Source organism: Sphingomonas guangdongensis (genome assembly GCF_900199185.1).
Lineage (GTDB): Bacteria > Pseudomonadota > Alphaproteobacteria > Sphingomonadales > Sphingomonadaceae > Sphingomonas > Sphingomonas guangdongensis.
In genome coordinates this window covers 732,203-758,262 of sequence record NZ_OBMI01000002.1, presented here as the reverse complement: position 1 = coordinate 758,262, position 26,060 = coordinate 732,203, and the positions used below count along the sequence as shown (strand labels likewise).

Below are 26,060 nucleotides of genomic sequence, written 5' to 3'. Positions count from 1 at the left end.
GAGCGAAGTCGAAGACCCGTATCGAAGCATCCTTCGACACGCCATTTCGACTTCGCTCAATGGCTACTCAGGACGAACGGTGCAGAAAGACGAGTTAATGACGACCGAAATCGAATGGTGGGACTACGACGACGCGGCCGAGATGGCGGAGGCGGTCGCGGGCGACATAGGCTTCGTGATCGAGAGCGCAATCGATGCGCGCGGGGCGGCGGTGATCGCGCTGGCGGGCGGCAAGACGCCGCTGCCGATCTACGAGCATCTCGCCAAGGCCAAGCTCGACTGGAAGCGCGTAACGATCGTGCCGGGCGACGAGCGGATCGTGCCGCTGGGCGATCCGCTCTCCAACGTCACCGCCATCGGGAAGGCCTTCATCCCGAAGGGCGCGCGCGTCATCCCGCTGGTGAGCGCAACCGCGCCCGACCACAAGGCAGCGGGCCGCGCCGCCGACGCGCTGCTTCAGGACCTGCACTGGCCGCTCGACCTCTGCCTGCTGGGCGTCGGCGGGGACGGCCACGCCGCCTCCATCTTCCCCGGCCCGGACTATGACGAGGCGTTGAACGGACCGCGTGAGCGCCGCGCGCTCGGAGTTATGCCAGAGCCGCTGCCCAAGGAAGCGCCGGTGCCCCGCGTGACCCTCAGCAAGGCGGCGATCACCTCCGCCCGCGCGCTGATGCTGGCGGTCACCGGCGGTGCCAAGCGCCAGGTGATCGAGGATGCGGTGAAGGAGGGCGCCTCCTCCCCATACCCGATCGGGCGTATCCTGGCCGACACCGAACTGCCCGTCGACATCCACTGGGCACCCTGAGCGAGACGGAACCCGCGACCATGCCGCACCTCCACGCCGACGTCGCCGCCGTCACCGACCGGGTGATCGACCGCTCGCGCCAGCGCCGCCGCGCCTATCTCGACCTCATCGCGCATGAGCGCGAGCACGGCGACCATCGCCCGCGGCTCGGCTGCGCCAATCTGGCGCACGGCTATGCCGGGACGGACGAGCAGCGCGACGCGATGCGCAGCGGCACTGCGATGAACATCGGGATCGTCACCGCCTACAACGACATGCTCTCCGCGCACGCGACCTATTACCGCTACCCGGAGCAGATGAAGATCTGGGCGCTGGAGGCGGGCGCAACGGCGCAGGTGGCGGGCGGGGTACCGGCGATGTGCGACGGCATCACGCAGGGCTATGACGGCATGGAGCTGTCGCTGTTCAGCCGCGACACCATCGCGCTGTCGACCGCGGTTGCGCTCAGCCACGCGATGTTTGAGGGCGCGGCCCTGCTCGGCATCTGCGACAAGATCGTGCCCGGGCTGCTGATGGGCGCGCTGCGGTTCGGTCACCTGCCGATGGTGATGATCCCGGGCGGGCCGATGCACACCGGCATCGCCAACAAGGAGAAGGCGCGCGTCCGCGAACTCTACGCCGAGGGGCTGGCGACCCGCGAGGAGCTGCTCGACAGCGAGATCGCAGCCTATCACGGCAAGGGTACCTGCACCTTCTACGGCACCGCCAATTCCAACCAGATGATGATGGAGGCGATGGGGCTGCACCTGCCTGCCGCCGCCTTCGTCAACCCGGGCACCAAGCTCCGCCAGGAGCTGACCCGCGCCGCCGTCCACCGGCTGACGGAGATCGGCTGGGCCGGGAACGACTATCGCCCGATCGGCCATGTGGTGGACGAGCGCGCGGTCGTGAACGCGGCAGTGGCGCTGCTCGCGACCGGCGGATCGACCAACCACCTGATCCACCTGCCCGCGATCGCGCGCGCCGCCGGCATCCTCATCGACTGGGAGGACTTCGACCGCCTGTCCAAGGTCGTGCCGTTGCTCGCGCGCGTCTATCCGAACGGCGCGGCAGACGTGAACGGCTTCGAGGAGGCGGGCGGCCCGCCGTTCGTCATCCGCGAACTGCTGCGCGGCGGCTACCTCCACGGCGACGTGCTGACCGTCATGGGCGACGGCCTCGACGCCTATGCCAGGAAGCCGTTCATGGACGGCGACCGGCTCGCCTGGGCCGACCTGCCGGACGCGCCGGGAGACGACAGCATCGTGCGCAAGGTGGACGCGCCGTTCTCGCCCGAAGGCGGGTTCCGGATTTTGGAAGGGAACCTCGGCCGCGCCTGCATCAAGGTGTCGGCGGTGGAGCGCGACCGGTGGGTGATCGAGGCGCCGGCGCGGGTCTTCACCGACCAGGCCGCGGTGCAGGCCGCGTTCAAGGCGGGCGAGCTCGACCGCGACGTGGTGGTGGTCGTACGCTACCAGGGCCCGCGCGCGAACGGGATGCCCGAGCTCCACAAGCTGACGCCGCCGCTCGGCGTGCTCCAGAACCGCGGCTTCCGCGTCGCGCTGGTGACCGACGGCCGCATGTCGGGCGCGAGCGGGAAAGTGCCGTGTGCGATCCACCTGAGCCCGGAGGCGCTCGGCGGCGGTCCGATCGCGCGGCTGCGCGACGGCGACGTGATCCGCCTTGATGCGGAAGCCGGCGTGCTGTCCGCGCTGGTCGATCCGGAGGAGTGGGGCGCGCGCGAGGCGGCCGAGGCGCCACCGCCGCCCGCCGGCACCGGCCGCGAGCTGTTCGCGCTGATGCGGACCGGCTGCTCGACCGCGGAGGAAGGCGGCTCTGCCATGCTAGCACACGCGGGACTGTAGGCGGTGGAGATCGTCGCGGTCGATATCGGCGGCACCCACGCGCGCTTCGCCATCGCCGAGGTGGATGGCGGGCGTGTCCGGACGCTCGGCGAGCCGGTCACGCTCAAGACCGCCGAGCACGGCAGCCTCCAGCTCGCCTGGGAGGCCTTTGCGCACAGCCGCGGCGGCACCCTGCCCCGCGCCGCCGCGATCGCGGTCGCAGCCCCGATCAACGACGAGCTTATCCGCCTGTCGAACAATCCGTGGATCATCCGCCCGCCGCTGATCCGCGAGCGGCTGAACGTCGATAGCTGGACGCTGGTCAATGATTTCGGCGCGGTTGGCCATGCCGTGGCGCAGGTGCCGGATGCCGACTTCATTCATCTGTGCGGCCCGGACATTGCCCTTCCCGGCCGTGGCATGATCACCGTTTGCGGTCCCGGCACGGGTCTGGGTGTCGCGGGCGTGCTGCGTACCGCCACCGGCTACCATGTCGTAGAGACCGAGGGCGGGCACATCGACTTCGCGCCGCTCGACCGGATCGAGGACGCGTTGCTGAAGCACCTGCGCGGCATCTTCAACCGCGTGTCGGTCGAGCGCATCGTCGCCGGACCCGGTATCGTCGCGATCTACGAGACGCTGGCCGCAATAGAGGGCCGCGCGATCAACCGGCTGGACGACAAGACGATCTGGACCCGCGCGCTAGAGGGGACCGACAGCCTAGCGGCGGCGGCGCTCGACCGCTTCTGTCTGGCGCTCGGCGCGGTCGCCGGCGACCTGGCGCTGACCCACGGGCCCAAGGGCGTGGTGATCGCGGGCGGTCTCGGGCTCAGGCTCAAGGACCATCTGCTCGCCTCGGGCTTCGGCGACCGCTTCGTCGCCAAGGGCCGGTTCCGCAACCTAATGGCCTCGATCCCCGTCAAGCTCATCACCCATCCCCAGCCCGGCCTGTTCGGCGCCGCGGCCGCCTTCGCGCAGGAGCATCAATGACCAGCAACGCCCCGCTCGACATCGAAAGCATCATGCGGACCAGCCCGGTTATCCCGGTGCTGGTGATCGACGACGCCGCGACCGCGCGACCGCTCGCGGAGGCGCTTGTCCGCGGCGGGCTCAGGGTGCTGGAGGTGACGATGCGCACCCCGGCCGCCCTCGATGCCATTCGCGAGATGAAGCTGGTCGAGGGCGCCATCGTCGGCGCGGGCACCGTTGTCACGACCGGTCAGTTCGACCAGGTGATTGAGGCCGGCGCCGAGTTCATCGTCTCCCCCGGGCTGACGGAAACGCTTGGCGAGCCGATCGTGCAGAGCGGCGTGCCGTTTCTGCCCGGCATCGCCAATGCCGGCGACCTGATGCGCGGCTATGACCTCGGCCTGCGCCACTTCAAGTTCTTCCCCGCCGAGGCGAACGGCGGGCTGAAGGCGCTGAAGGCGCTCGCCGGCCCGTTCTACGAGGCCAGGTTCTGCCCGACCGGCGGCATCACCGCCGCGACCGCACCCGATTACCTCGCGTTCGGCCCGGTGCTCTGCGTCGGCGGCAGCTGGATTACGGGCGGCTCGCTGGAGGAGACCGAAGCGGCCGCGCGCCAAGCGGCCGCACTGGCGCGCTGATCATGCGCGCGCCCGGCATCTTACTGGCGATCGCGCTGGCAGGATGCGGTGCCGAACCGCCCAGCGAGGACGTCAGCGCGTGCGTCGATCGCGCGACCCGAATCGCGGGCAAGAAGCCGGACGGACTGCGCATCTCGTCCATCGTGTTCACCTATGACGTGACCGGCTTCCCGGGCGATCGTCTCAGACCGCTGCTTGAGAAGGGCATCGAGGGTAGCGGGCCAGCGACCATGCACAGCTTTTCGGGCGCTACACGCGGGGTCGCAGCCGACTTCATCGCGCGCCATGATACCTCCAAGCCGGCGCTCCTCATCGCTTACCGCTCGCTCTACCAGCTGCAGCGTCCGATCGTCGGCGACGTGGCGGGCGCGATCCGCAAGGGTTGCGCGCTCCTCGCGCCAGAGGGGCACGTCGTCGACATTCGTATGAACCTCTAGCCGCCCGGCTACAAATCACCGCGTGCCATCTTACCTAGCGCGCTCGCAGTATCCGGAGGACACCCATGAAGCAGAGCGGCAACACCATCCTGATCACGGGCGGCGGTTCGGGCATCGGCGAGGCGCTGGCGCACCGTTGGCACGACGCCGGCAACACCGTGATCATCGCCGGACGGCGGCAGGAGGCGCTCGACGCCGCGGCGGCCGGCCGCGACAACATCCACACGCTGACCCTTGATGTCGAAAGCGCGGCCGGCGTCGTCGACTTCGCGCAGCGGCTGCTCGCTGCACACCCGGCCGTCAACGTGCTGGTGAACAACGCGGGAATCATGCGCTATGAAAAGGCCGGAGAGGCCCGCGACCTGGCCGATGCCGAGGCGACGATCGAGACCAACCTGCTCGGTCCCATCCGCCTGACCGACGCGCTGGTCGATCACCTGAGCGGGCAGGCGGACGCGGCGATCATCAACGTGACGTCGGGCCTCGCGTTCGTGCCGCTCGCCGCCACGCCGACCTACAGCGCCACCAAGGCGGCGATTCACAGCTACACCGTCAGCCTCCGCAAGGTCCTGGAGGGCGAGGTCGAGGTGATCGAGCTTGCACCGCCCGGCGTGCAGACAAGCCTGACGCCCGGCCAGGAGAACCGCGACGGTTACCAGCCGCTCGACGAATTCGCAGATGAGGTCATGGCTTTGTTCGCCCAGGAGCCGACGCCGAGCGAGATCCTAGTCGAACGCGTCCGCGCCTTCCGCCACGCCGAGAAGGACGGAACACTCGATAAGTTCGTTGACCAGCTATACGATATGGCGAAGGCGCGCGGCGCCTAGCGGCTACATCTCGCCCCGCGCGCGGCGGAGCGCATACCAGCGCTGGACGTTGGCGTTGTGCTCAGCCAGCGTGTTCGCGAATACGTGACCGCCACTGCCGTCCGCGACGAAGTAGAGGGCCGGCGACGGCGCGGGATCAAGCACCGCGTCGATGCTCGCGCGCCCCGGATTGGCGATCGGCCCGATCGGCAGCCCGGCGCGCGCATAGGTGTTATAGCCATTGTCGCGCTGGAGCTCGGACCGCAGGATCCTGCGGCCGAGCGGCCGTCCCTTCGTCACCGGGTAGATCACGGTCGGATCGGCCTGGAGCGGCATTCCCGCCTTCAGTCGGTTAGAATAGACCGCGGCCACCATCCGGCGCTCGGCCGGCTTACCGGTCTCCTTCTCGACGATCGAGGCCAGGATCAGCGCCTCCTGCGGCGTCCGGACCGGCGTCGTCGGCTTGCGGCGCTGCCACGCCGCCGCCAGATAGCGCCGCATCGCCGTCTTCATCCGCTCCGTGACCGCCGCGCGGGTGTCGCCGCGCTGGTAGCTGTAGCTGTCGGGGAGCACGCTGCCCTCCGCCGGAACGGCGACCGGGCCGGTCAGCTCCGGCGCCTTCATCAGCGCGTCGTGGACCATGATCGAGGGCCAGCCCTCCGGCACCGTCACGAAGCGCTGGAGCGTGCGTCCGCCCTGCAGCAGCTTCAGCGCGTCGGCCGGGCTGATGTTGGCCGGGAAGCGGTACTCGCCCGCGCGGATCGGGTCGTCGCTGCCGAACACGCGCGCGAGCAGCAGGAAGCGGCCGGCGGAGCGGATCACGCCGGCCTTCTCGAGCTCCGTAGCCGCGCGGGTGAGCGTCGCGCCGTCCGGCACCAGTACGGAGGTGTTGCGCGCGAGCGGCCCCGCTCCGCCCCAGCTCTGGACGACCAGGAACAACGCGGCGACGCCCAGCAGGGCGAGGATCAGCCCGATACAACCCAGCTTGCGCATCGGACCGCCGCCGCCCCGCCGATCAGATCGCGCGCAGTACCAGCGACGCGTTGGTGCCGCCGAACCCGAACGAGTTGTTCAGCACCGCCCGCACCTTCCGCTGCTTGGCGGTGTGCGGTACCAGGTCGACGCCCGCGCAGTTCTCGCTCGGATTGTCGAGGTTGAGGGTCGGCGGCACCACGCCGTCGCGCATCGCCAGGATGCAGAAGATGCTCTCCACCGCGCCCGCGCCGCCCAGCAGGTGGCCGATCGCCGACTTGGTCGACGACATGCTGACTCCGCCCATCGCCGAGCCGAACAGCTTGCGGACCGCGCCGAGTTCCAGCTCGTCGCCGAGCGGGGTCGAGGTGCCGTGGGCGTTGATATAGTCGATGTCCTCGAGCGCCAGGCCCGACTTGCGCAACGCCATCTCCATCGACCGGAACGCGCCCGACCCTTCCGGATGCGGCGCGGTGACGTGATAGGCGTCGCCCGACAGGCCGTAGCCGATCACCTCGGCATAGATGGTCGCGCCGCGCGCCTTCGCGTGCTCATACTCTTCCAGTACGACCACGCCCGCGCCTTCACCCATGACGAAGCCGTCGCGATCCTTGTCGTACGGCCGGCTGCCGCGGGTCGGATCGTCGCGGAAGCCGGTCGAAAGCGCGCGCGCCTGGCCAAATCCGGCGATCCCGATCGGGCAGATCGCGCCCTCCGCGCCGCCCGCCAGCATGACGTCGGCGTCGTCGGCCGCGATCATCCGCGCCGCGTCCCCGATCGAGTGCGCCCCGGTCGAACAGGCGGTGACGACCGCGTGGTTCGGACCCATCAGCCCGTATTTGATCGAAACCTGGCCCGAGATGAGGTTGATCAGCCGGCCATGGACGAAGTGCGGGCTGACCCGCTTCGGCCCCTTGGCCGCGAGCACCAGCGACTCGCTCTCGATCCCCGGCAGCCCGCCGATCCCTGCACCGATCGAGCAGCCGGCCCGGAACCGCTCCGCCTCGCTCATGTCGGTAAGACCCGCGTCCTCCAGCGCCTGGCTGGCGGCGTCGATGCCGTAGACGATGAAGGGATCGACCTGGCGCTGGACCTTGTGGTCGACGCGCTTGTTCGGGTCGAAGCCGTACTCGTGATCGGCCGGCTTCACCTCGCACGCATAGTTGGTGTGGAAGTCGGTGGCATCGAAGCGGGTGATCGTCGCCGCGCCGGATCTCGCCGCGACGATGTTCTTCCACGCGGTTTCGACGTCCGCTCCCAGCGGGGTCACCAGGCCGAGCCCGGTCACGACGACGCGGCGCATACGCTTCTCCAGATCCTTCTTGTCGTGAAACACCAACGGCTCCCGGCCCCTTGGAAAACCCGGGACGGGGAGCCGCTAGGATTTGTGCCGCCGCGCGTCCGCGCGGCGACGCCGGGCGATCAGCCCTTGTGCTCGTCGATGTAGGTGATCGCGTCCTTGACGGTCGTGATCTTCTCCGCGGCATCGTCGGGGATCTCGACGCCGAACTCCTCCTCGAACGCCATCACGAGCTCGACGATGTCGAGGCTGTCCGCGCCCAGATCGTCGATGAAGCTCGCATCCTCGGTCACCTTGTCGGCCTCGACGCCCAGGTGCTCGACGACGATCTTCTTCACGCGGTCGGCAGTCTCGCTCATGTCCCTTGTCCTTCTGCGGGAGGTCTGTTGGTGACCGCACCTAGAGCGCGCCCGGGAGCCGCGCAAGGGGCGTGCAGCCCTTGTTAATATCGGCCTAGATCATCGCCATGCCACCGTTGACGCTCAGCGTCTGCCCGGTGACATAGCCCGCCTCGCGGCTGGCAAGATAGACGACGGCAGCGGCGATGTCCTCGCCCGTTCCCAGGTCGCCGGCCGGAATACGGGTGAGCAGCGCGGCCTTCTGCGCTTCCGGCAAGGCCTCGGTCATGGCGGAGCGAATGAAGCCCGGCGCGACGCAGTTGACGGTGATGTTGCGGCTGGCGAGTTCCTGCGCCAGCGCCTTGCTCATGCCGACCAGTCCGGCCTTCGACGCTGCATAGTTCGCCTGGCCCGGGTTGCCGGTCTGTCCGACCACCGACGTGATGGAGATCACGCGCCCGAACCGCGCCTTCATCATTGGCTTGGCGGCGGCGCGGACCAGGCGGAACGCGGCCTCCAGGTTGATGCGGATGACCTCCGCCCACTCCTCGTCCTTCATCCGCATCGCCAGGTTGTCGCGGGTGACGCCGGCGTTGTTGACCAGGATGTCGAGCCGCCCGCCGAGCGCCGCGACAGCCGCGGGCACCAGCTGATCGACCGCGACCGGGTTCGACAGGTCGCACGGCACCGCGACGTGCTCGCCGCCGAGCTCCTTGCGAAAGCGCGTCAGCTTTTCCGCGTTGGACCCGCTCACCGCCAACCGCGCGCCCCGCGCCGCCAGCCCCCGCGCGATCGCGGACCCGATCCCCCCCGACGCGCCTGTCACCAGCGCGGTCATGCCTGTCAGGTCAAACATTAGGTCTTGCTCCGAAGAAGGAAGAGAAAGGAAAGTTGGCTCAGAGAAGGCGCTAAGGCGCGAAGATGTGATTGTTCACGACGCGCTTGAGCCCCTCGCGCAGTGTCTCCCCACCAAAGTTAATGAGCAGCCCGAGGGGCTGCTCCATCAATCTCAGGTACGTGAGAAGTTGCTTTGTGTGAACGGCCGCGAGGCGCTCGACGGACTTGATCTCTACGATCAGTCCTAGGTTGACGATCAGGTCGATCCTAAAGGCGTTGTCGAAGCGCAACCCATTGAAGGCGAAGCTGATCGCCTGCTGCCGCGAGATCTGATGACCGCGCCGCGTCAGTTCCGCCGCCAGGATCGCCTCGTGTGCGCTCTCGAGCAACCCCGGCCCGATCCGTCGATGGATCATCAGGGCCGCGTCGATGACATCCGCTGCCGCTGCCTCAAGCTCTACCATCTCCTCTTTGCGCCTTTGCGCCTTCTCTGAACCATCTTCTTACAACAGCTTCAGCAACGCCTCGATGTCGTCCATGCCGACCACGCTTGCGGTGGTTGCGTCGAGCGCAGTGCGCTTGACCATGGGGGCGAGCACCTTGCCGCCGAGTTCGACATAGTCGGTGACCCCGGCCGCCCACATCGCCTGCACCGACTCGCGCCAGCGAACCATGCCGGTGACCTGTTCGACCAGCAGCGCCTTTATAACCGCCGGATCGGCGACCGGCGCGGCGGTGACGTTGGCGTAGACGGGGACGAGCGGCGCCTGGAGCGAGACATCGGCGAGCGCCGCCGCCATCGCCTCGGCCGCCGGCTGCATCAGCGGGCAGTGGAAGGGCGCGGACACGGGCAGCAGCACCGCGCGCTTCGCCCCCATCTCCTTGGCGAGCGGCACCGCGCGCTCGATCGCTCCGCGCGCACCGGAGATCACGACCTGACCCGGATCATTGTCGTTGGCGACGGTGCAGACTTCGCCTTCGGCCGCGGCAGCGGCGATCGCCTCCGCCTTCTCGCGGTCGGCACCGAGCAGTGCGGCCATGGCGCCCTCGCCGACCGGCACCGCCGCCTGCATCGCCCGCCCGCGGGTCTTCAGCAGCCGCGCAGTGGTCGCGAGGTCCAGCGCGCCGGCCGCGCAGAGCGCAGTGTACTCGCCGAGCGAGTGGCCGGCGACGACGTCCGCCGTGTCGGACAGGCGCACGCCGCCTTCCCGCTCCAGCACCCGCAGCACCGCAATCGCGTTCGCCATGATCGCCGGCTGCGCGTTCTCCGTCAGCTGGAGGTCGCTCTCCGGCCCCTCCGCCATCAGGCGGGAGAGGTGCTGGCCGAGTGCGTCGTCGACCTCCTGAAAAACCTCGCGCGCGCGCGGACTGGCGGCGGCGAGCGCGGCGCCCATGCCGACCGACTGGCTGCCCTGCCCCGGGAAGATGAACGCGCGCATGACCGACCTCTTGATTGTGACAGGCGCGCCTAGGCAGCGCAGGGGATCAGGGCAAGGCTGAACCAACTGACAGCTTGCCTGTCCTTCTGCGACAATCCGCGACCATTTCGCGCAGGACGTGACATGCGCGTGCGAAGGGTGGAGCCCAAATTCTCCCTCGACGCCGCAGACGGCGCCTCTGACACGGAGACACGAGATGAAGAAGGTTCTGATCGCCGCCCTCGCCACCACGCTGGTCGCGAGCCCCATCGTCGCCGCCGCACCCGCGGAGGCGCAGGTCCGCCAGACGCACCAGACCGTCCGCTACAAGCCGAATGGCACGGTGGTCGTGAAGAAGCAGACCGTCCGCCAGGCGCCCGCCCGGGTCAACTACCGCGCGAAGTGGTACAAGGGTCAGCGCTTCAATCGGGCGGAGGCGCGCAACTACCGCCAGATCAACGACTGGCGCCAGTACCGCAGCCGCCGCCTCTACGCACCGCCGCGGGGCTACCAGTGGGTGCAGTCGGGCAACGACGCGGTGCTGGTCGCGGTCGCCAGCGGCCTGATCGGGGCGGTGCTGGGCGGCGCCTTCAACTAAGGCCCGCTTGCCTTTCGGCGCGAAATCGCTAAGGGCACCACAGCCGGGGCGGAGGAGCCAGTCTCCCCCGCCCCGATGCTGTTTGCATCGGACGACAGCCGGAGGGGCATGGCACGGGGCCATGTCAGCGATCGGCCAACAGTGAGAAGAACCATGGCTCTTTACGAGCACACGTTCCTTGCGCGCCAGGATCTGGCACAGGCGCAGGTGGACGCGCTGGCGGAAGCCGCGACCAAGATCGTCGAGGACAAGGGCGGCAAGGTCGTCAAGACCGAGACTTGGGGCCTGCGCTCCCTGGCCTACCGGATCGCCAAGAACCGCAAGGCGCACTACGTCATGCTGGAGATCGACGGCCCGGGCGACACGGTCGCCGAGCTGGAGCGCCAGCAGGGCATCAACGAGGACATCATCCGCTTCATGACCGTCCGCGTGGACGAGCTGGAGCAGGGTCCGACCGTGATGATGCGCAAGCAGGAGCGCGACCGTGAGCGTCGCGCCGACCGTGGCGACCGCCCGGAGCGTGGCGACCGCCCCGACCGTGGCCCGCGCCGTGACCAGGAGGAGCTCGCATAATGGCCCGCGCATTTTTCCGCCGCCGCAAGTCGTGCCCGTTCAGCGCCAAGGATGCGCCGCGGATCGACTACAAGGACGTCCGCCTGCTGCAGGGCTTCGTGTCCGAGCGCGGCAAGATCGTGCCCTCGCGCATCACCAGCGTGTCGGCCAAGAAGCAGCGCGAGCTCGCCACCGCGATCAAGCGCGCTCGCCACCTGGGCCTGCTGCCCTACATCGTGAAGTGAGGAGCTAGCAGACATGGACGTCATTCTGCTTGAGCGCGTCGAGAAGCTCGGCGCCATCGGCGACGTGGTGAAGGTGAAGGACGGGTTCGCCCGCAACTACCTGCTGCCGCGCAAGAAGGCGCTGCGCGCCAACGAGGCCAACAAGAAGGTGTTCGAGGCGAATCGCGCCCGCATCGAGAGCGAGAACGCCAACCGGCGCGGCGAGGCCGAGAAGGAAGCGGGCTCGTTCAAGGACGCGCAGGTCACCCTGATCCGTCAGGCGTCGAACACCGGTCAGCTCTACGGCTCGGTCGCGGTCCGCGACCTGGTCGAGGCGCTGGTCGCCGACGGCCACAAGGTCACCAAGAGCCAGGTCGTGCTCGACCGCCCGATCAAGGCGATCGGCGTGTACGAGGTGCGCGTTGCGCTCCACCCGGAGGTCGCCGTGACCGTCAAGGTCAACGTCGCCCGCTCGCCGGAGGAGGCCGAGCTGCAGTCGCAGGGTGTCGACGTGATGGCCGCGATGTTCGAGAAGGACGAGGCGGGCTTCACCGAGGACTATGATCCCAACGCCGAGCCGGGCGCCACTGCCGAGGTGACTGCGGAGGACCAGCCCGCGCAGGGCTGATCCGCTTCGCAGCCGCGACAAACAGAAGGGCCGCCCGCAACCATCGTTGCGGGCGGCCCTTCTCGTTCAGGCGCTAAGGGCGCGGGCCTTACGGCACCGCGACGCAGGCGCTGACGACGGCGGCGAGCGGGATTAGCGCGAGAAAGACGGGGACGATCGACTTCATGACCTGAGCCACTTCAGCAAAGTTGGTTTGGTGCTTCAATGCGCGCCTGTGGCAAAAGGTTGCGCTGCGCTGAACGAGCCGTTCAGCTCCGCGGCGCCAGCAGGATGATGCCTGCCCCGATCAGGGACAGTGCCGCGCCGATCAGATCCCAGCGGTCGGGCCGCACTCCCTCCACGCTCCACAGCCAGATGAGCGAAGCGGCGATGTAAACGCCGCCGTAGGCCGCAAACGCCCGCCCCGCGGCATCGCTCGGGACCAGAGTTAGCAGCCACGCGAACGCGATCAGCGCTGCCACGCCCGGCAGCAGCACCCACGCCCCTTGCCCCAGCCGCAAGTATGACCAGAAGGCGAAGCACCCCGCGATCTCGCACGCGGCCGCGAGCAGGTAGAGGACGGGAACGGCAAGAGTCATCGCGTCTACCTTGATCGTGAGCGCGGGCGTCGGGAAGTGACGCGGGCGTTTGCTAGATCAGCTTCCGCAACAAGGCACGCGCGACGAACACGGTCTGGCACATGCCGACCGCACCGAACGCGCCGAACAGGATGAAGAACACCGTCCGATGCTGCGGGATCGCGCCGGAGAACGCCATGACCATTATCGCCAGCCACGCCGGAACGCCGACGACGTAGCTCAGCCTCTTCAACCAGCGGGGGAATAGCTCCCAGCGCGAGGCAGGTGACCACATGGCGCATGAGGCCATGTCACGCCCGCGCCCTCGCCGCAATTGTCACCGGCGGCCGAAGAGCTTCTCGATGTCACCGTGCGCCAGCTTCACCCAGGTCGGGCGGCCGTGGTTGCACTGGCCGGAGTGCGGCGTCACCTCCATCTCGCGCAGCAGCGCGTTCATCTCCGCGACCGACAGCACCCGGCCCGCGCGGACCGAGCCGTGGCAGGCCATGGTCGCGGCGACGTGGTCGAGCCGGTCGCGGAGTGTGAGGGACTGGTCGAAGGCGGCGAGCTCGTCCGCGATGTCGGTGACGAGCGCCGCGACGTCGGTGTGGCCGAGCAGCGCGGGGGTTGCGCGGACCAGCACCGCGCGCGGGCCGAAGCGTTCCAGCTCGAGCCCGAACCCCGTCAACTCCTCCGCCCGCGCCTCCAGCCGGTCGCACGCCGGCTCGTCGAGCTCGACCACGTCCGGGATCAGCAGCGCCTGTGCGGCGACCCCGCCGGCGACGACCGCGGCGCGCATCCGTTCGAGCACCAGCCGCTCGTGCGCGGCGTGCTGATCGACGATGACGAGCCCGTCCTCCGCCTCCGCGACGATGTAGGTCCTGGCGACCTGCCCGCGCGCGACGCCAAGCGGGTAGGACAACGTGTCGGGCGGCGGCGCCCAGGCGGGCTCGACGCGCGCCTGCGGCGGCGGGGCGATGAAGCTCGGGCGGCGATCGTGGAGCGCTCCCGTGGCGGGGCGTTCGAGCAGGTCGAGTCCGCCCCACCCGCTCGCGGGCGGTGATGCCGCCAGCGGCTCCGCCTGCCACGCGCCGAGCGCGGCTGCGCTCGGACGCTGCACCGCGCGGTGCCCCGCCTCGTCGAGCGCCCGGCGCAGGCCGCTCACGATCAGTCCGCGGACCAGCGCCGGGTCGCGAAACCGCACCTCGGTCTTGGCAGGATGGACGTTCACGTCGACGACGTCGGCGGGCACGTCAAGGAACAGCGCGAGCACCGGGTGGCGGTCGCGTGGCAGCATCTCCGCGTAGGCGCCCCGCACCGCGCCGACCAGCAACCGATCCTTGACGGGTCGGCCGTTGACGAACAGGTACTGGTGGTCGGCGATGCCGCGGTTGAAGGTCGGGAGGCCCGCGATGCCGCCGAGCCTAAGCCCCTCGCGCTCCAGCTCGATCACGACGCAGTTGGCCGCAAGGTCGCGGTCGGTCAGCGCCGCCACGCGCGCGGGCCGGTCCTCGTCCGCCTGCACCGCAAGGCTGCGGCGGCCGTCGTGCTCCAGTGAGAAGGCGACGTCGGGACGTGCCATCGCGAGCCGCCGGACGACGTCGAGGCAGGCTGCGTATTCCGCCTTTGCGGAGCGCAGGAACTTGCGCCGTGCAGGCACCCGCGCGAACAGCCCATCCACCCGCACCCGCGTGCCGGGCGGCAGCGCGGCCGGCCCCTCCGCGACGACCGCGCCGTTGTCGACGACACGCGACCAGCCGTCCGCGCCGCGGACGCGGCTCTCAAGCGTCAGCGTGGCGACGCTCGCGATCGAGGGCAGCGCCTCGCCGCGAAAACCAAGCGTCGTCACCGCCTCGATTGCCTCGTCCGGCAGCTTGGAGGTCGCGTGCCGCTCCAGCGCCAGCGCCATCTCGGCCGGAGTCATGCCGCAGCCGTCGTCGCTCACCTCGATGCTGTCGGTGCCGCCCGCCGCCAGCCTGACCGCAATCCGCCGGGCACCCGCGTCCAGCGCATTCTCGACCATTTCTTTTAGCGCGGAAGCGGGGCGTTCCACCACTTCCCCGGCCGCGATCCGATTGACGAGATGCTCGGGCAGGCGCCGTATTGACATGGGGCAAGCTGTAGCCCAAGCGGCGCCATCCCGCGACCCGTTACCGCAGAAATCGCGCGGCCTTTTGGGCCGGATGTGCGAAACGGGGGCGGCTGATTTTTGTGCGAACCGCCGCGGGAGCGCTGACCGCGGCCAGGACGGGTGTTCTTCGGATGAGTGGTTTCTCGCGGCTGTTCAAATTCATGTCGCACGACATGGCGATCGATCTCGGCACCGCGAACACGGTGGTCTACGTCCGCGGCCGCGGGGTCGTGCTGAACGAGCCCTCCGTGGTTGCGATCGAGACGATCAACGGCGCGAAGAAGGTCCGCGCGGTGGGCGACGACGCCAAGCTGATGATGGGCAAGACGCCTGGCTCGATCGAGGCGATCCGCCCGCTTCGCGACGGCGTGATCGCCGACATCGACGTGGCGGAGGAGATGATCAAGCACTTCATCCGCAAGGTCCACGGCGGGCGCAAGTCGATGATGCGCTGGCCTCAGATCGTGATCTGCGTGCCGTCGGGCTCCACCTCCGTCGAGCGCCGCGCGATCCGCGACGCGGCCTCCAACGCCGGCGCGTCCCAGGTCTTCCTGATCGAGGAGCCAATGGCCGCCGCGATCGGCGCCGACATGCCGGTAACGGAGCCGATCGGGTCGATGGTGGTCGACATCGGCGGCGGCACGACCGAAGTCGCGGTGCTCTCCTTGCGCGGGCTGGCCTACTCCACCTCCGTCCGGATCGGCGGCGACAAGATGGACGAGGCGATCGTCTCCTACGTCCGCCGAAACCACAACCTGCTGATCGGCGAAGCGACCGCCGAGCGGATCAAGCAGGACGTCGGCATCGCGAAGCCGCCGACCGACGGCATCGGCCTGACGCTCCACATCAAGGGGCGCGACCTGGTGAACGGCGTGCCCAAGGAAATCCAGATCAACCAGGGCCAGATCGCCGAGGCGCTGTCGGAGCCGGTCTCCGCGATCGTCGAGGGCGTCCGCATCGCGCTGGAGAACACCGCGCCCGAGCTCGCCGCCGACATCGTCGACCAGGGCATCGTGCTGACCGGCGGCGGCGCGCTGCTGCAGGGACTGGACGAGGTGCTGCGCGACGAAACCGGGCTGCCGGTGACGGTTGCCGAGGATCCGCTGACCTGCGTCGCGCTCGGCACCGGCCGCGCGCTGGAGGATCCGGCGTTCCGCGGCGTGCTCCTGTCGGTCTGACGGCTTAGCGCGGGGGACGCCGGGGCATGGCACCGCCCTCTGCGAAGCGGACGGGGTTCTCGCGCCGTGCGCAATATGGCGTGTTCATCGGCTATGTTGCCGCGGCGAGCGGCGTCGTGGTCGGGCTGGTGCTGGTGCTGCTGTCCTTCTTCAACCCGCCGGTGTTCGCCGCCTTCCGCTCGGCGGTGGCGGAGGCGACGACGCCGATCTCCTCCGGGCTCGCCGGCCTGCGCCGCGCGGCGACGTCGCCCGGCAGCCTCGCCGACTATTTCGGCGGCGCCGACAAGATCCGCGAGCTGCGCACCCAGCTCGCGCGCGAGCACGCGATCGTTACCCGCGCCCGGATGATCAATGCGGAGAACCGCCGCCTCCGCGCGCTGCTGCGCATCCGGGACATCGAGGTGACGCCGGTCGTCGCCGCGCGGCTGGTGAGTTCGACCGCTAGCAGCACACGGCGCTTCGCCACGCTCAATGCCGGCCGCCGACAGGGCGTGGAGCCGGGCATGCCGGTGCGCGGACCGGAGGGGCTGATCGGCCGCGTGATCGAGACCGGGTTCAACTCCGCGCGCGTCCTGCTGCTGATCGATGCGGAGAGCATCGTGCCCGTCCGCCGCACCCGCGACAACCTGCCCGCGATCGCGTCCGGCCGCGGCGACGGACAGCTCGACATCCGCTCGGCCGGCTCCGCCAACGCGCCGTTCCAGCGCGGCGATACCTTCGTCACGTCCGGCACCGGCGGGCTATACCCGCCCAACATCCCGGTCGCGCGGGTCACCCAGTCTGCGCGTGACGCCGCGCCGGGGCGCATGCTCGCCGACCCGGACTCGCTCGATTTCGCGCTGGTCCAGCGCCCGTTCCGCCCCGCGCCGCTGCCAGAGCGGCCGGCCGCGCCCTGATGCGCGCGCCCCGCCCTTCGAAGTTCGACGCGCCGCCCACGGAGCGGCGGCGCATCGCGGTTGCGTCGGCGGCGATCATGGTCGGCTCGCTCGTCACGCTGGTGCCGCTGGTCGCAACCGTGCCGTTCCTGCCGCCGTTCGGGCTGCTGATGCTGCTCGCCTTCCGGCTGCGCGATCCCGAGCTGTTCCCGAGCTGGGGGCCGCTTCCACTCGGCCTGTTCGACGACCTGGTCAGCGGTCAGCCGTTCGGCAGCGCGATGGCGCTGTGGACTCTGATCTATATCGCAATCGACATGATCGATCACCGGCTGGTCTGGCGCGGCTTCTGGCAGGACTGGTTCATCGCGGGCGGCGCGGTCACCTTCTGCCTGCTCGGCATGCGGCTGTTCGCGGCACCGCTCGGTGCGCCCGTCACCACGCCGGTCCTGCTCCAGGCCGCGGTCGGCGTCGCGCTCTACCCGCTCGCCGCGCGGATCGCGGCCGGGATCGACGAGCGACGGCGGCGGGCACGATGATCGGGGGCGGGCAGCTCGCCAACGAGGCGACCCAGGCGTCAACCTTCACCCGGCGCGCCATGCTCCTGTCGGGGCTCCAGATCGGCGTGGGGGCGCTGCTCGCCGGGCGAATGACCTGGCTCGCGGTAGCGGAGAACGAGCGCTACGCGCTGCTGTCGGAAAGCAACCGCGTCAACCTGACGCTCTCCCCGCCGCGGCGGGGATGGATCGTCGATCGCTACGGCACGCCGATCGCCAACAACCGCACCGACTTCCGCGTGGACATCATTCCCAGCCGCCTGGCCGATCCCGATCAAGTGATCGCCAACCTCGCCCGGCTGCTGCCGCTGGGCGAGGAGGAGGTCACCCGGATCAGGACCGACCTGAAAAGCGCGGCTGGCTTTCAGCCGGTGAAGGTCGCGGAGAACCTCAGCTGGGAGCAGTTCGCGGCGGTGAGCGTCCGCCTCCCCGAACTGCCCGGCGTGGCGCCTACCCGCGGCTTCTCCCGCAACTATCCGCAAGGCGCCGCCGTCGCGCACCTGACCGGCTATGTCGGCAGCGCCTCGGCCGAGCAGTATCAGGAGACCAAGGACCCGCTGCTGGTCACGCCAGGTTTCAAGATCGGCAAGGACGGGCTGGAGAAGAAGCTGGAGCCGCTGCTGCGCGGCAAGCCGGGTGCGAAGCGGGTGGAGGTCACCGCGCGCGGCCGGCTGGTGCGTGAGCTTGCAACCCGCGCCGACACGCCGGGCAGGACGGTCCGCCTGACCATCGACGCCGGCCTGCAGGAGTTCGCCGCGCGGCGGCTAGGGCCGGAGTCCGGCTCCGTCATCGTGTTCGACACGCTGACCGGCGACATCCTCGCCATGGTCTCGATGCCCGCGTACGATCCCAACGGCTTCTCCGACGGGATCAGCCGGCTCGAATGGAAGATGCTGTCGGAGGACGACCATCTGCCGCTCACCAACAAGTCGCTCCAGGGCCTCTATCCGCCGGGCTCCACCTTCAAGCCCGCAACCGCGCTGGCGGCGCTCGGCGCCGGCGTCGATCCGACCCGCTTCGTCTACTGCAACGGCGGCTATCAGCTCGGCAACCGCCGTTTCGGCTGCCTCGGGCGGCACGGGCCGATGAACATGCACACCGCCATCGCGCGCAGCTGCAACACCTATTTCTACACGGTCGGACGGCAGGTCGGGATCGACGCGATCGCGGCCGCCGCGCGCAAGCTGGGGTTCGGCGCCGAATACGACCTGCCGCTTCCCTCACAGCGCTACGGCACGGTGCCCGACACCGCGTGGAAGCAGCGCCGCTACAATCAGGAGTGGACGCAGGCTGACACGCTCAACGCCGCGATCGGCCAAGGTTATGTGCTGGTCAGCCCCTTCCAGCTGGCGTTGTCGGCGGCCCGGATCGCGTCGGGTCGCGCGCTGACACCGCGGCTGCTCGCGACGGCGCGCCAGCCGATCCCGCTGCTCGATGTCGCGCCCGAGCACCTCGCCATCGTGCGCGGCGGAATGGACGAGGTGGTGAACGGCGCAGGTACCGCCGTCGCGTCCAAGCTGCCGCTCCCGGGCATCCGGATGGGCGGCAAGACCGGCACGGCGCAGGTCCGGCGCATCGTTGACCGGCTGCGTGGTCAGGGCGGCGACTGGAAGTACCGCGACCATGGCCTGTTCATCTGCTTCGCGCCCGTCGACCAGCCGCGCTACGCCGCCTCCGTCGTCATCGAGCATGGCCTTGGCGGCGCGCGTGCCGCCGCGCCGGTTGCTAAGGACGTGCTGACCTACCTCTTCGACAAGCCCAAGGCGATGGAGTCGCTGTCGCGCTTCGAGACGCAATGGGGCGGCGACATTCCCACCCGCATGGCGGTGAAGGCGCGGGCGTTCGCCGCCACGCAGCCGGGCACGCCCGAAGCCGCCGCCGCCGCTGCTGCCCAGGCGGAGGCGGCAAGAGCGGCCGCCGAAGCGGCGAATGCCACCGTGGCGAACGGCAGCGCGCCAGGAGAGACCCGATGAAGGCGCCGGTCAGCGGCTTCGTTCCCGCCCCGCTCGCGCAGCTGCCCTGGCGTATCCTGCTGCTCGTCATCCTGATCGGCGGCTTCGGGCTGGTCGTGCTGTTCTCCGCCGCCGGCGGCAGCATCAAGCCTTGGGCACTGTCGCAGGCGGTGCGCTTCGGCGCGTTCCTCGGCCTTGCGGTGGGGCTGTCGCGTGTCTCTACCGCCACCTATGCGCGGGCCGCCTTCCCCACCTACGGCGTGCTGCTGGTGCTACTGGTGCTGGTGGAACTGCTCGGCGCGGTGCGCGGCGGGTCGCAGCGCTGGCTCGACCTCGGCTTCATCAGGCTGCAGCCGTCCGAGCTGATGAAGCCTGCGATCGTGCTCACCCTTGCGCGCTTCTATGCGATCCTTCCCCCGGCGGAGACGCGGCGCCTGCCCTCGCTGATCCCGGCGGGTGTGCTCGTCGGGCTGCCGTTCGTGCTGGTGATGACCCAGCCCGACCTCGGCACCGGGCTCATGATCGCGTTTGGCGGTGTAACAGTGATGTTCCTGGCGGGCGTTCCGCTCCGGCTGTTCGTCGGCGGTGCGGCGCTGATGGCGGTCGCCGTGCCGCTCGCCTTCAATTTCGTCCTCCACGACTATCAGCGCCACCGCATCCTGATCTTCCTCGATCCGGACAGCGACCCACTCGGCACCGGCTACCACATCAGCCAGTCCAAGATCGCGATCGGCTCGGGCGGGCTCGGCGGCAAGGGCTTCCTGAACGGCAGCCAGAGCCACCTCGACTATCTGCCGGAAGGGCACACCGACTTCGCCTTCGCGACCATGGCGGAGGAATGGGGGCTGATCGGCGGCTTCTTCATCATCGGCGCCTACATGCTGCTGATCCGTTGGGGCGTGATGGTCGGTGTCAACGCGAGCGGCCGGTTCGAGCGGCTGGCGGCGGCTGGGCTCGCCACGACCATCTTCTTCTACGTCGCGATTAACCTGATGATGGTGATGGGGCTGGCGCCGGTGGTCGGCATTCCGCTGCCGCTCGTCAGCTTCGGCGGCTCGGCGCTGATGACGGTGATGATCTGCCTGGGGCTGCTGATGGCGATCGACCGCCAGAACCGCCGCGCGCCGGGCGGCTGGTGAGAAAAACAGGGTTGCATTCGGTGCGGGAGGTGGTAGTGGGCGCCCTCCCGATCGCGGCGGCGCCCTCAACGGCGCCGCAACCAGCCGGTCACCGGACGCATAGCTCAGTTGGTAGAGCAGCTGACTCTTAATCAGCGGGTCCTTGGTTCGAGCCCAAGTGCGTCCACCACCGCTCCTGCCCGTCGCGGCTTCCCATTTGGCTGATCCTTTAGCTTGCTAACATGGATCAGCTTTGGGACTTTGCCTGCAACAGATGACCGATCGCCTCGTTGAGAGCGAGTCCGCCGCATCGCGGCACTCGCATCACGGAGGCTCCCGATGGGACTGTTCAGCAAGGATATCGCGACGCTCGACGATCTGTTCGTCCACACGCTGCAGGACATCTACTACGCCGAGCATCAGATCACCAAGGCGCTGCCGAAGATGATCGAGAAGGCGACCGCGCCCGAGCTGAAGGCCGGGTTCGAGCGCCATTTGCAGGAGACCGAGGGCCAGATCACGCGGCTGGAGCAGGTGTTCGAGATGCACGGTCAGACGCCGAAGGCGGTCACCTGCCCCGCGATCGACGGGATCATCAAGGAAGCGAACGAGACCGCCGGCGAGATCGCCGACAAGGCCGTGCTCGACGCGGCGCTGATCGCGAACGCCCAGGCGGTCGAGCATTACGAGATCACCCGCTACGGCACGCTGATCGCCTGGGCCGAGCAGCTCGGCCGCAGCGACTGTGCCGCGGTGCTCGCGGAGACGCTCGCGGAGGAGAAGGCGACCGACGAGATCCTGACCGGCCTCGCAACCGGGCAGGTCAACGCCACCGCCGACCTCTCGGCCGAGCCGGCGTGAGCGCGCGGCGATGAGCGACATCCAGACCGACGACGCACCCGTCACCGCCTCCAAGCTGGCGGGTGCCGCCGAACAGGTCGGCATCCCCGACCCGCACGGCGACACCCTGCTTGCGCGCGCCGTGACGATCAACAAGCCCGCGCAGGAACTCTACGACTTCTTCCGCGACTTCGCGAACCTGCCAAGCTTCATGGAGAACGTCGAACGGATCGACGTGCTCGACGACCGGCGCTCCCGCTGGGTGGTCAAGGCACCCGGCGGCCGAACGGTCGAGTGGGTCGCGGTCGTCACGGAGGAGCGCGCGGGCAAGTACATCGCCTGGACCTCGGAGGAAGGCGCGGACGTGCCGAACAGCGGCACCGTCACCTTCCGCGACGCCGGCGAACGCGGCACGGTCGTGACCGCCACCATCCTCTATGATCCGCCCGGCGGCGTCATCGGCAAGGTGATCGCCAAGATGTTTCAGCGTGAGCCCGCGATCCAGGCGCGCCGCGACCTCAACCGCTTCAAGCAGCTGATGGAAACCGGCGAGATCGCCACCCCGGCCAAGAACCGGGAAGAGTTCGAGGAGATGGGATTGTGAAGGCGCTCACCTGGCACGGCAAGCACGACGTCCGCATCGACAACGTTCCCGACCCCGGCATCGTCAACCCGCGCGACGCGATCATCAAGGTGACCTCAACCGCGATCTGCGGATCGGACCTGCACCTCTACGACCATTTCATCCCGACCATGCAGTCGGGTGACATCCTGGGCCACGAGTTCATGGGCGAGGTGGTGGAGGTCGGGCCCAAGTCCACGCTCCAGAAGGGACAGCGCGTGGTGGTGCCGTTCACCATCTCCTGCGGCAGCTGCTACCACTGCAACAAGCACCAGTATTCGGCCTGCCCCAACGGGCTGCCGGCCGACAATCAGGACATCGCGCGCGCCGCCTACGGGCACGAGATGTCGGGACTGTTCGGCTACAGCCACATGACCGGCGGTTATGCCGGCGGCCAGGCGGAATATGTCCGAGTGCCGTTCAGCGACGTCGGCCCAATCGTGATCCCGGACGGCGTGGACGACGACAAGGTCCTGTTCCTGTCGGACATCCTCCCGACCGGCTGGCAGGCGGCGGAATATGCGGAGATCGAGCCCGGCGACACCGTCGCGGTGTGGGGTTGCGGGCCTGTTGGGCTGTTTGCGGTGCAGTCGGCGTTCCTGATGGGGGCCGAGCGCGTGATCGCGATCGACCACTTTCCGCGGCGATTAGAGCTCGCCAGGCAGTTCGGCGCCGAGGTGATCAACTTCGAGGAATCGAAGGTCTATGAGGCGCTGATGGAGATGACCGGCGGGATCGGGCCCGACGCGGTGATCGACTCGGTGGGCCTGGAGGCGCACGGCCTGTTCGTCGACAACGTCATCGACGAGCTCAAGGTGCGCACCTTCACCGGCACCGACCGCATCCACGCCATCCGCCAGGCGATTATCGCCTGCCGCAAGGGCGGGCGCGTCTCCATGCCGGCGGTGTACGGCGGCTTCGTCGACAAGTTCCCGCTCGGGGCCTTCATGGAGAAGGGACTGACGCTCAAGACCGGCCAGACGCACGTCCAGCATTACATGCCCGCGCTGCTCAACGCGATCATGGAGGACAAGATCGACACGACCTTCCTGATCTCGCACCGGATGCCGCTCGATGAGGCGCCCAAGGGCTACAAGATGTTCCACGATCACCAGAACGAGACCACCAAGATCGTGCTGAAGCCCGGCATGACCGCGGCCGCCGCCTGATCCCTACGAGGAGTTGAAGACATGGCAATGAAGTTCGGAATCGTGACCGGTGCCTCCACGGGCATCGGCCTGGAGCTGGCGAAGCTCGCCGCGGCCGACGGCTACGACCTGCTGGTCGCCGCCGATACGCCGTTCGTGGACGCGTCCGCGGGGCTGCAGGGTCTGGGCGTCGACGTTCAGACGCTGGAGGTCGACCTGTCGACGATCGAGGGTGTCGACCGTCTGCTGGAGGCCGCGGGCGGGCGGCAGATCGATCTGCTGTGCGCGAATGCTGGGCATGGCCTCGGCCGCGCGTTCCTCGACCAGGATGTCGCCGACTGGCGCCACGTGGTCGACACCAATGTGACCGGCACCGCTTACCTGCTCCAGCGCGTGCTGAAGGACATGGTGGCGCGCAACCAGGGCAAGGTACTTGTCACCGGATCAATCGCCGGCTTCATCCCCGGCAGCTTCCAGGCGGTCTACAACGGCACCAAGGCGTTCGTGGACAGCTTCGTCGCGGCGCTCCAGAACGAGCTGAAGGACGTGGACGGTGTCACGATCACGAACCTGATGCCCGGGCCGACGGACACCGAGTTCTTTGAGCGCGGCGACATGATGGACACCGACGTCGGCACCGACCCGAACAAGGAAGATCCCGCGATCACCGCCCAGAACGGCTGGGATGCGCTGAACTCGGGCAAGGCGAGTGTCGTCTCGGGGTGGAAGAACAAGCTCCAGTACGCACTGTCCGGCGTTACCCCGGATGCCGTCAAGGCCGAGCAGCACCGCAAGATGGCGGAACCCGGCACGGCCGAGAACTGAGGTCAGGGCGGGCGGCTACGCGAGTGGCCGCCCTCTCTGCTAGAAATCCAAACTGACAGACCTCACTGCCATCTCGGCGAACGCCGGGATCCAGGTCTCCGCCGGGGATCTGGTGTCAGCGCTACTGAAAGGTGTTCCGACGCTGGGCCCCGGCCTTTTGCCGAGGTGAAGCGTCCTACCGCTTGGTCGGGTCCTGCGTGCCGCCGCCCTTCTGGTCGTCGGGATACTCGTCCGGCGTCACGATCCCGACGTTGGGCCGATCCTGCGGCCGCTCCTGGGGAATGCCGCCCGGCGTGTCGGCGCGATTTTCCTCGACCTTGTTGTCCGATTTGTCTGCCATGATCGCTCCTGTCCCTAAGTGCCTGTCCTAGAACGCCTGCGCCGCCGCACAGGTCCGTCCGCGAGCGTGATCCACACCGGCGCGTGATCGCTGGTCCCGTCCCACCCGCGCACGTCGCGGTCGACACCGCAGTCGCTCAGGCGCGCCGCGGCCGGCCCGTTCAGCAGCAGGTGGTCGATCCGCAAGCCCGCATCCCGCGCGAACGCGTCGCGCCAGTAGTTCCAGAAGGTGTAGGCCGGCGCGTCGGGTCGCAGCATCCGGACCGCGTCGCTCCAGCCGTCGGACAGCAGCGCGGCGAAGGCCGCACGCACCTCCGGCGCGAACAGTGCGTCGCCACGCCAGCGCTCCGGCTTGTAGACGTCGAGGTCGGTCGGCATGACGTTGTAGTCGCCTGCGAGCACCACCGGCGCGTCGATCCCGACCAGCGTCGCGGCATGCGCGCGCAGCCGCTCCATCCAGGCGAGCTTGTAAGAGAAGCGTGGGCCCGGCCGCGGGTTGCCGTTGGGAAGGTAGAGCCCGCCGATCAGCACGCCGCGCACTGCCGCCTCGATGTAGCGGCTCTGCGTATCGTCCGGGTCGCCGGGCAGGCCGCGCCTGGTTTCCACCGGCTCGTCCCCGCGGGCGAGGATGGCGACCCCGTTCCACCGCGCCTCTCCCTGCCAGATCGCTCCATAACCCGCCTGCTCGATCGCCCGTGTCGGGAAGCGGGCATCCGGTGCCTTTAGCTCCTGAAGGCAGACGACATCCGGCGCATGTTCGTCGAGCCAGCGGAGCAGCACCGGCAGCCGCCCATTGATGCCGTTTACATTGTAGCTTGCGATCCGCACGGACCTGTCCAATCGATGGCGGCGGTGCCGCGTTCCAAGTTGATTTCAACTGTAACAATTGCCCTGTACGCGCGACCGACTCACGAGGGGGAGAAAGTGCCCATGCTGGGCTGGTTCCATAAGCTGATGCCTTCGCAGGGTCGCTTCTTTGACCTGTTCGAGGCGCATGCCGCCGTTACCGTTTCGGCGGCGGAGGCGATGTCGCGCCTGTTCCATGCCGAGGGCGACCTTGGCGATCACATCGCCGACATCGTCCGGCGCGAGCATGAGGCGGACGATGTCACCCGCGAGGTGCTGCAGGACGTGCGTCGCGTATTCGTGACGCCGTTCGATCGCAGCGCGATCAGCGACCTGATCGGCGTCATGGACGACGCGGTCGATCAGATGAACCAGACCGCGACCACCATCGACCTGTACGGCATCCACGCGTTCGATCCGCAGATGGTCGCGATGAGCGACGCGATCCTGGAGGCGGCACGAACCGCGCAGGAGGCGATTCCGCTGCTGCGCAACCTGGCCCCCAACGCCGCGCGGCTGCACGAATTGACCGAGCGGCTGGTCCGGATCGAGGGTCGCGCCGACGACATGCACGCCGCCGGGCTGCGCCAGCTGTTCGCCAACACGCAGAACGACGCCATGGCCTTTGTCGTGCGCCGCGAGATCTACAGCCATCTGGAGCGTGTCTGCGACCGGTTCGAGGATGTCGCGAACGAGATCCAGGGTCTCGTCATCGATCACGCCTGACGCG

At 68.8% G+C, this 26,060-nt stretch carries 30 protein-coding genes, 1 tRNA gene and 1 pseudogene; 21 read left to right on the top strand and 11 right to left on the bottom strand.

What is annotated here, in order from left to right; translation table 11 throughout:
- The first annotated feature begins 97 nt into the window (after window positions 1–97).
- The 6 genes from pgl (at window position 98) to CRO12_RS10800 (ending at window position 5,499) form a co-directional block, all read left to right on the top strand.
- Window positions 98–805: a 6-phosphogluconolactonase gene (gene pgl, locus CRO12_RS10825; RefSeq protein ID WP_097064023.1), complete on the top strand. Its 708-nt coding sequence runs from the start codon at window positions 98–100 to the stop codon at window positions 803–805.
- A 20-nt stretch (window positions 806–825) separates the two neighbouring features.
- A complete protein-coding gene (gene edd / locus CRO12_RS10820; protein ID WP_097064022.1) occupies window positions 826–2,649 on the top strand; it encodes a phosphogluconate dehydratase in 1,824 nt (607 codons plus the stop codon).
- 3 nt (window positions 2,650–2,652) lie between these two features.
- The gene (gene glk, locus CRO12_RS10815) at window positions 2,653–3,618 is read left to right on the top strand and encodes a glucokinase (RefSeq protein ID WP_097064021.1); all 966 of its coding nucleotides are present in this window, start codon (window positions 2,653–2,655) and stop codon (window positions 3,616–3,618) included.
- On the top strand, window positions 3,615–4,235 hold the full coding sequence (eda, locus tag CRO12_RS10810) for a bifunctional 4-hydroxy-2-oxoglutarate aldolase/2-dehydro-3-deoxy-phosphogluconate aldolase (RefSeq protein WP_097064020.1): 621 nt from the start codon (window positions 3,615–3,617) through the stop codon (window positions 4,233–4,235). Before glk ends, eda begins: the two co-directional genes overlap by 4 nt.
- A gap of 2 nt (window positions 4,236–4,237) precedes the next feature.
- Complete coding sequence (locus CRO12_RS10805) at window positions 4,238–4,672, top strand: hypothetical protein (RefSeq protein ID WP_097064019.1); 435 nt, start codon at window positions 4,238–4,240, stop codon at window positions 4,670–4,672.
- A 65-nt stretch (window positions 4,673–4,737) separates the two neighbouring features.
- Window positions 4,738–5,499, top strand: coding sequence for an SDR family oxidoreductase (locus CRO12_RS10800; protein ID WP_097064018.1), 762 nt, complete (start codon window positions 4,738–4,740; stop codon window positions 5,497–5,499).
- 3 nt (window positions 5,500–5,502) lie between these two features.
- Here the strand turns inward: CRO12_RS10800 and mltG are convergent, their stop codons facing one another.
- The 6 genes from mltG to fabD form a co-directional block, all read right to left on the bottom strand.
- Entirely contained in the window at window positions 5,503–6,471 is a 969-nt protein-coding gene (gene mltG / locus CRO12_RS10795; RefSeq protein WP_097064017.1) for an endolytic transglycosylase MltG, read from the bottom strand.
- Between the two features lie 22 nt (window positions 6,472–6,493).
- Complete coding sequence (gene fabF, locus CRO12_RS10790) at window positions 6,494–7,753, bottom strand: beta-ketoacyl-ACP synthase II (protein ID WP_097064306.1); 1,260 nt, start codon at window positions 7,751–7,753, stop codon at window positions 6,494–6,496.
- Window positions 7,754–7,872: 119 nt separating this feature from the next.
- The gene (locus CRO12_RS10785; protein ID WP_019515010.1) at window positions 7,873–8,109 is read right to left on the bottom strand and encodes an acyl carrier protein; all 237 of its coding nucleotides are present in this window, start codon (window positions 8,107–8,109) and stop codon (window positions 7,873–7,875) included.
- A 94-nt stretch (window positions 8,110–8,203) separates the two neighbouring features.
- Window positions 8,204–8,944 carry a 3-oxoacyl-[acyl-carrier-protein] reductase gene (gene fabG / locus CRO12_RS10780; RefSeq protein WP_097064016.1) on the bottom strand — a complete coding sequence of 247 codons (741 nt, stop codon included), beginning with the start codon at window positions 8,942–8,944 and terminating at the stop codon, window positions 8,204–8,206.
- 52 nt (window positions 8,945–8,996) lie between these two features.
- Window positions 8,997–9,389: a GxxExxY protein gene (locus CRO12_RS10775; protein WP_097064015.1), complete on the bottom strand. Its 393-nt coding sequence runs from the start codon at window positions 9,387–9,389 to the stop codon at window positions 8,997–8,999.
- A gap of 39 nt (window positions 9,390–9,428) precedes the next feature.
- The gene (gene fabD, locus CRO12_RS10770; protein ID WP_097064014.1) at window positions 9,429–10,364 is read right to left on the bottom strand and encodes an ACP S-malonyltransferase; all 936 of its coding nucleotides are present in this window, start codon (window positions 10,362–10,364) and stop codon (window positions 9,429–9,431) included.
- A gap of 196 nt (window positions 10,365–10,560) precedes the next feature.
- Between fabD and CRO12_RS10765 the strand changes: the two genes are divergently transcribed.
- The 4 genes from CRO12_RS10765 to rplI all read left to right on the top strand — a co-directional run bounded on the left by CRO12_RS10765 (window position 10,561) and on the right by rplI (window position 12,345).
- Window positions 10,561–10,941, top strand: coding sequence for an RcnB family protein (locus CRO12_RS10765; protein ID WP_097064013.1), 381 nt, complete (start codon window positions 10,561–10,563; stop codon window positions 10,939–10,941).
- A gap of 153 nt (window positions 10,942–11,094) precedes the next feature.
- Window positions 11,095–11,514, top strand: a complete 420-nt coding sequence (gene rpsF, locus CRO12_RS10760) for a 30S ribosomal protein S6 (RefSeq protein ID WP_097064012.1) — start codon at window positions 11,095–11,097, stop codon at window positions 11,512–11,514.
- Window positions 11,514–11,738, top strand: a complete 225-nt coding sequence (gene rpsR / locus CRO12_RS10755) for a 30S ribosomal protein S18 (RefSeq protein WP_056425007.1) — start codon at window positions 11,514–11,516, stop codon at window positions 11,736–11,738. Before rpsF ends, rpsR begins: the two co-directional genes overlap by 1 nt.
- Window positions 11,739–11,751: 13 nt before the next feature.
- Complete coding sequence (gene rplI / locus CRO12_RS10750; RefSeq protein ID WP_097064011.1) at window positions 11,752–12,345, top strand: 50S ribosomal protein L9; 594 nt, start codon at window positions 11,752–11,754, stop codon at window positions 12,343–12,345.
- A gap of 248 nt (window positions 12,346–12,593) precedes the next feature.
- Here the strand turns inward: rplI and CRO12_RS10745 are convergent, their stop codons facing one another.
- The 3 genes from CRO12_RS10745 to mutL form a co-directional block, all read right to left on the bottom strand.
- Window positions 12,594–12,923 (bottom strand): YnfA family protein, encoded by a 330-nt coding sequence (locus CRO12_RS10745; protein ID WP_097064010.1) that lies wholly within the window; start codon window positions 12,921–12,923, stop codon window positions 12,594–12,596.
- Between the two features lie 52 nt (window positions 12,924–12,975).
- On the bottom strand, window positions 12,976–13,155 hold the full coding sequence (locus CRO12_RS10740) for a hypothetical protein (protein ID WP_097064009.1): 180 nt from the start codon (window positions 13,153–13,155) through the stop codon (window positions 12,976–12,978).
- Window positions 13,156–13,239: 84 nt separating this feature from the next.
- Window positions 13,240–15,012, bottom strand: coding sequence for a DNA mismatch repair endonuclease MutL (mutL, locus tag CRO12_RS10735; protein ID WP_097064008.1), 1,773 nt, complete (start codon window positions 15,010–15,012; stop codon window positions 13,240–13,242).
- A gap of 152 nt (window positions 15,013–15,164) precedes the next feature.
- Here mutL and CRO12_RS10730 point away from each other — a divergent pair, with 152 nt between their 5' ends.
- The 10 genes from CRO12_RS10730 to CRO12_RS10685 all read left to right on the top strand — a co-directional run bounded on the left by CRO12_RS10730 (window position 15,165) and on the right by CRO12_RS10685 (window position 24,145).
- Complete coding sequence (locus CRO12_RS10730; RefSeq protein WP_097064007.1) at window positions 15,165–16,211, top strand: rod shape-determining protein; 1,047 nt, start codon at window positions 15,165–15,167, stop codon at window positions 16,209–16,211.
- A 26-nt stretch (window positions 16,212–16,237) separates the two neighbouring features.
- Window positions 16,238–17,107: a rod shape-determining protein MreC gene (locus tag CRO12_RS10725; protein ID WP_097064006.1), complete on the top strand. Its 870-nt coding sequence runs from the start codon at window positions 16,238–16,240 to the stop codon at window positions 17,105–17,107.
- Window positions 17,107–17,622 (top strand): rod shape-determining protein MreD, encoded by a 516-nt coding sequence (locus tag CRO12_RS10720; protein ID WP_097064005.1) that lies wholly within the window; start codon window positions 17,107–17,109, stop codon window positions 17,620–17,622. The genes CRO12_RS10725 and CRO12_RS10720 overlap by 1 nt, the downstream gene beginning before the upstream one ends.
- Window positions 17,619–19,613 (top strand): penicillin-binding protein 2, encoded by a 1,995-nt coding sequence (gene mrdA, locus CRO12_RS10715; RefSeq protein ID WP_097064004.1) that lies wholly within the window; start codon window positions 17,619–17,621, stop codon window positions 19,611–19,613. The genes CRO12_RS10720 and mrdA overlap by 4 nt, the downstream gene beginning before the upstream one ends.
- A complete protein-coding gene (gene rodA / locus CRO12_RS10710) occupies window positions 19,610–20,731 on the top strand; it encodes a rod shape-determining protein RodA (protein WP_097064003.1) in 1,122 nt (373 codons plus the stop codon). Before mrdA ends, rodA begins: the two co-directional genes overlap by 4 nt.
- Window positions 20,732–20,824: 93 nt before the next feature.
- Window positions 20,825–20,900: transfer RNA gene (locus CRO12_RS10705), tRNA-Lys, on the top strand.
- A 149-nt stretch (window positions 20,901–21,049) separates the two neighbouring features.
- Window positions 21,050–21,571 (top strand): YciE/YciF ferroxidase family protein, encoded by a 522-nt coding sequence (locus CRO12_RS10700; RefSeq protein WP_097064002.1) that lies wholly within the window; start codon window positions 21,050–21,052, stop codon window positions 21,569–21,571.
- Window positions 21,572–21,581: 10 nt separating this feature from the next.
- Complete coding sequence (locus CRO12_RS10695; protein ID WP_097064001.1) at window positions 21,582–22,154, top strand: SRPBCC family protein; 573 nt, start codon at window positions 21,582–21,584, stop codon at window positions 22,152–22,154.
- Window positions 22,151–23,341, top strand: coding sequence for a zinc-dependent alcohol dehydrogenase (locus CRO12_RS10690; RefSeq protein ID WP_097064000.1), 1,191 nt, complete (start codon window positions 22,151–22,153; stop codon window positions 23,339–23,341). The genes CRO12_RS10695 and CRO12_RS10690 overlap by 4 nt, the downstream gene beginning before the upstream one ends.
- A 21-nt stretch (window positions 23,342–23,362) precedes the next feature.
- On the top strand, window positions 23,363–24,145 hold the full coding sequence (locus CRO12_RS10685; protein ID WP_097063999.1) for an SDR family NAD(P)-dependent oxidoreductase: 783 nt from the start codon (window positions 23,363–23,365) through the stop codon (window positions 24,143–24,145).
- Window positions 24,146–24,320: 175 nt separating this feature from the next.
- On the opposite strand, the gene CRO12_RS18010 is transcribed toward CRO12_RS10685, so the two are convergent.
- Both CRO12_RS18010 and CRO12_RS10680 read right to left on the bottom strand, forming a co-directional pair.
- Window positions 24,321–24,485 (bottom strand): hypothetical protein, encoded by a 165-nt coding sequence (locus CRO12_RS18010; protein WP_179640967.1) that lies wholly within the window; start codon window positions 24,483–24,485, stop codon window positions 24,321–24,323.
- 14 nt (window positions 24,486–24,499) lie between these two features.
- Complete coding sequence (locus CRO12_RS10680; RefSeq protein WP_097063998.1) at window positions 24,500–25,312, bottom strand: exodeoxyribonuclease III; 813 nt, start codon at window positions 25,310–25,312, stop codon at window positions 24,500–24,502.
- Window positions 25,313–25,396: 84 nt separating this feature from the next.
- Here CRO12_RS10680 and CRO12_RS10675 point away from each other — a divergent pair.
- Window positions 25,397–26,056 (top strand): annotated as a pseudogene (locus tag CRO12_RS10675) (DUF47 domain-containing protein); the annotation flags it as partial.
- Between the last annotated feature and the right edge of the window lie 4 nt (window positions 26,057–26,060).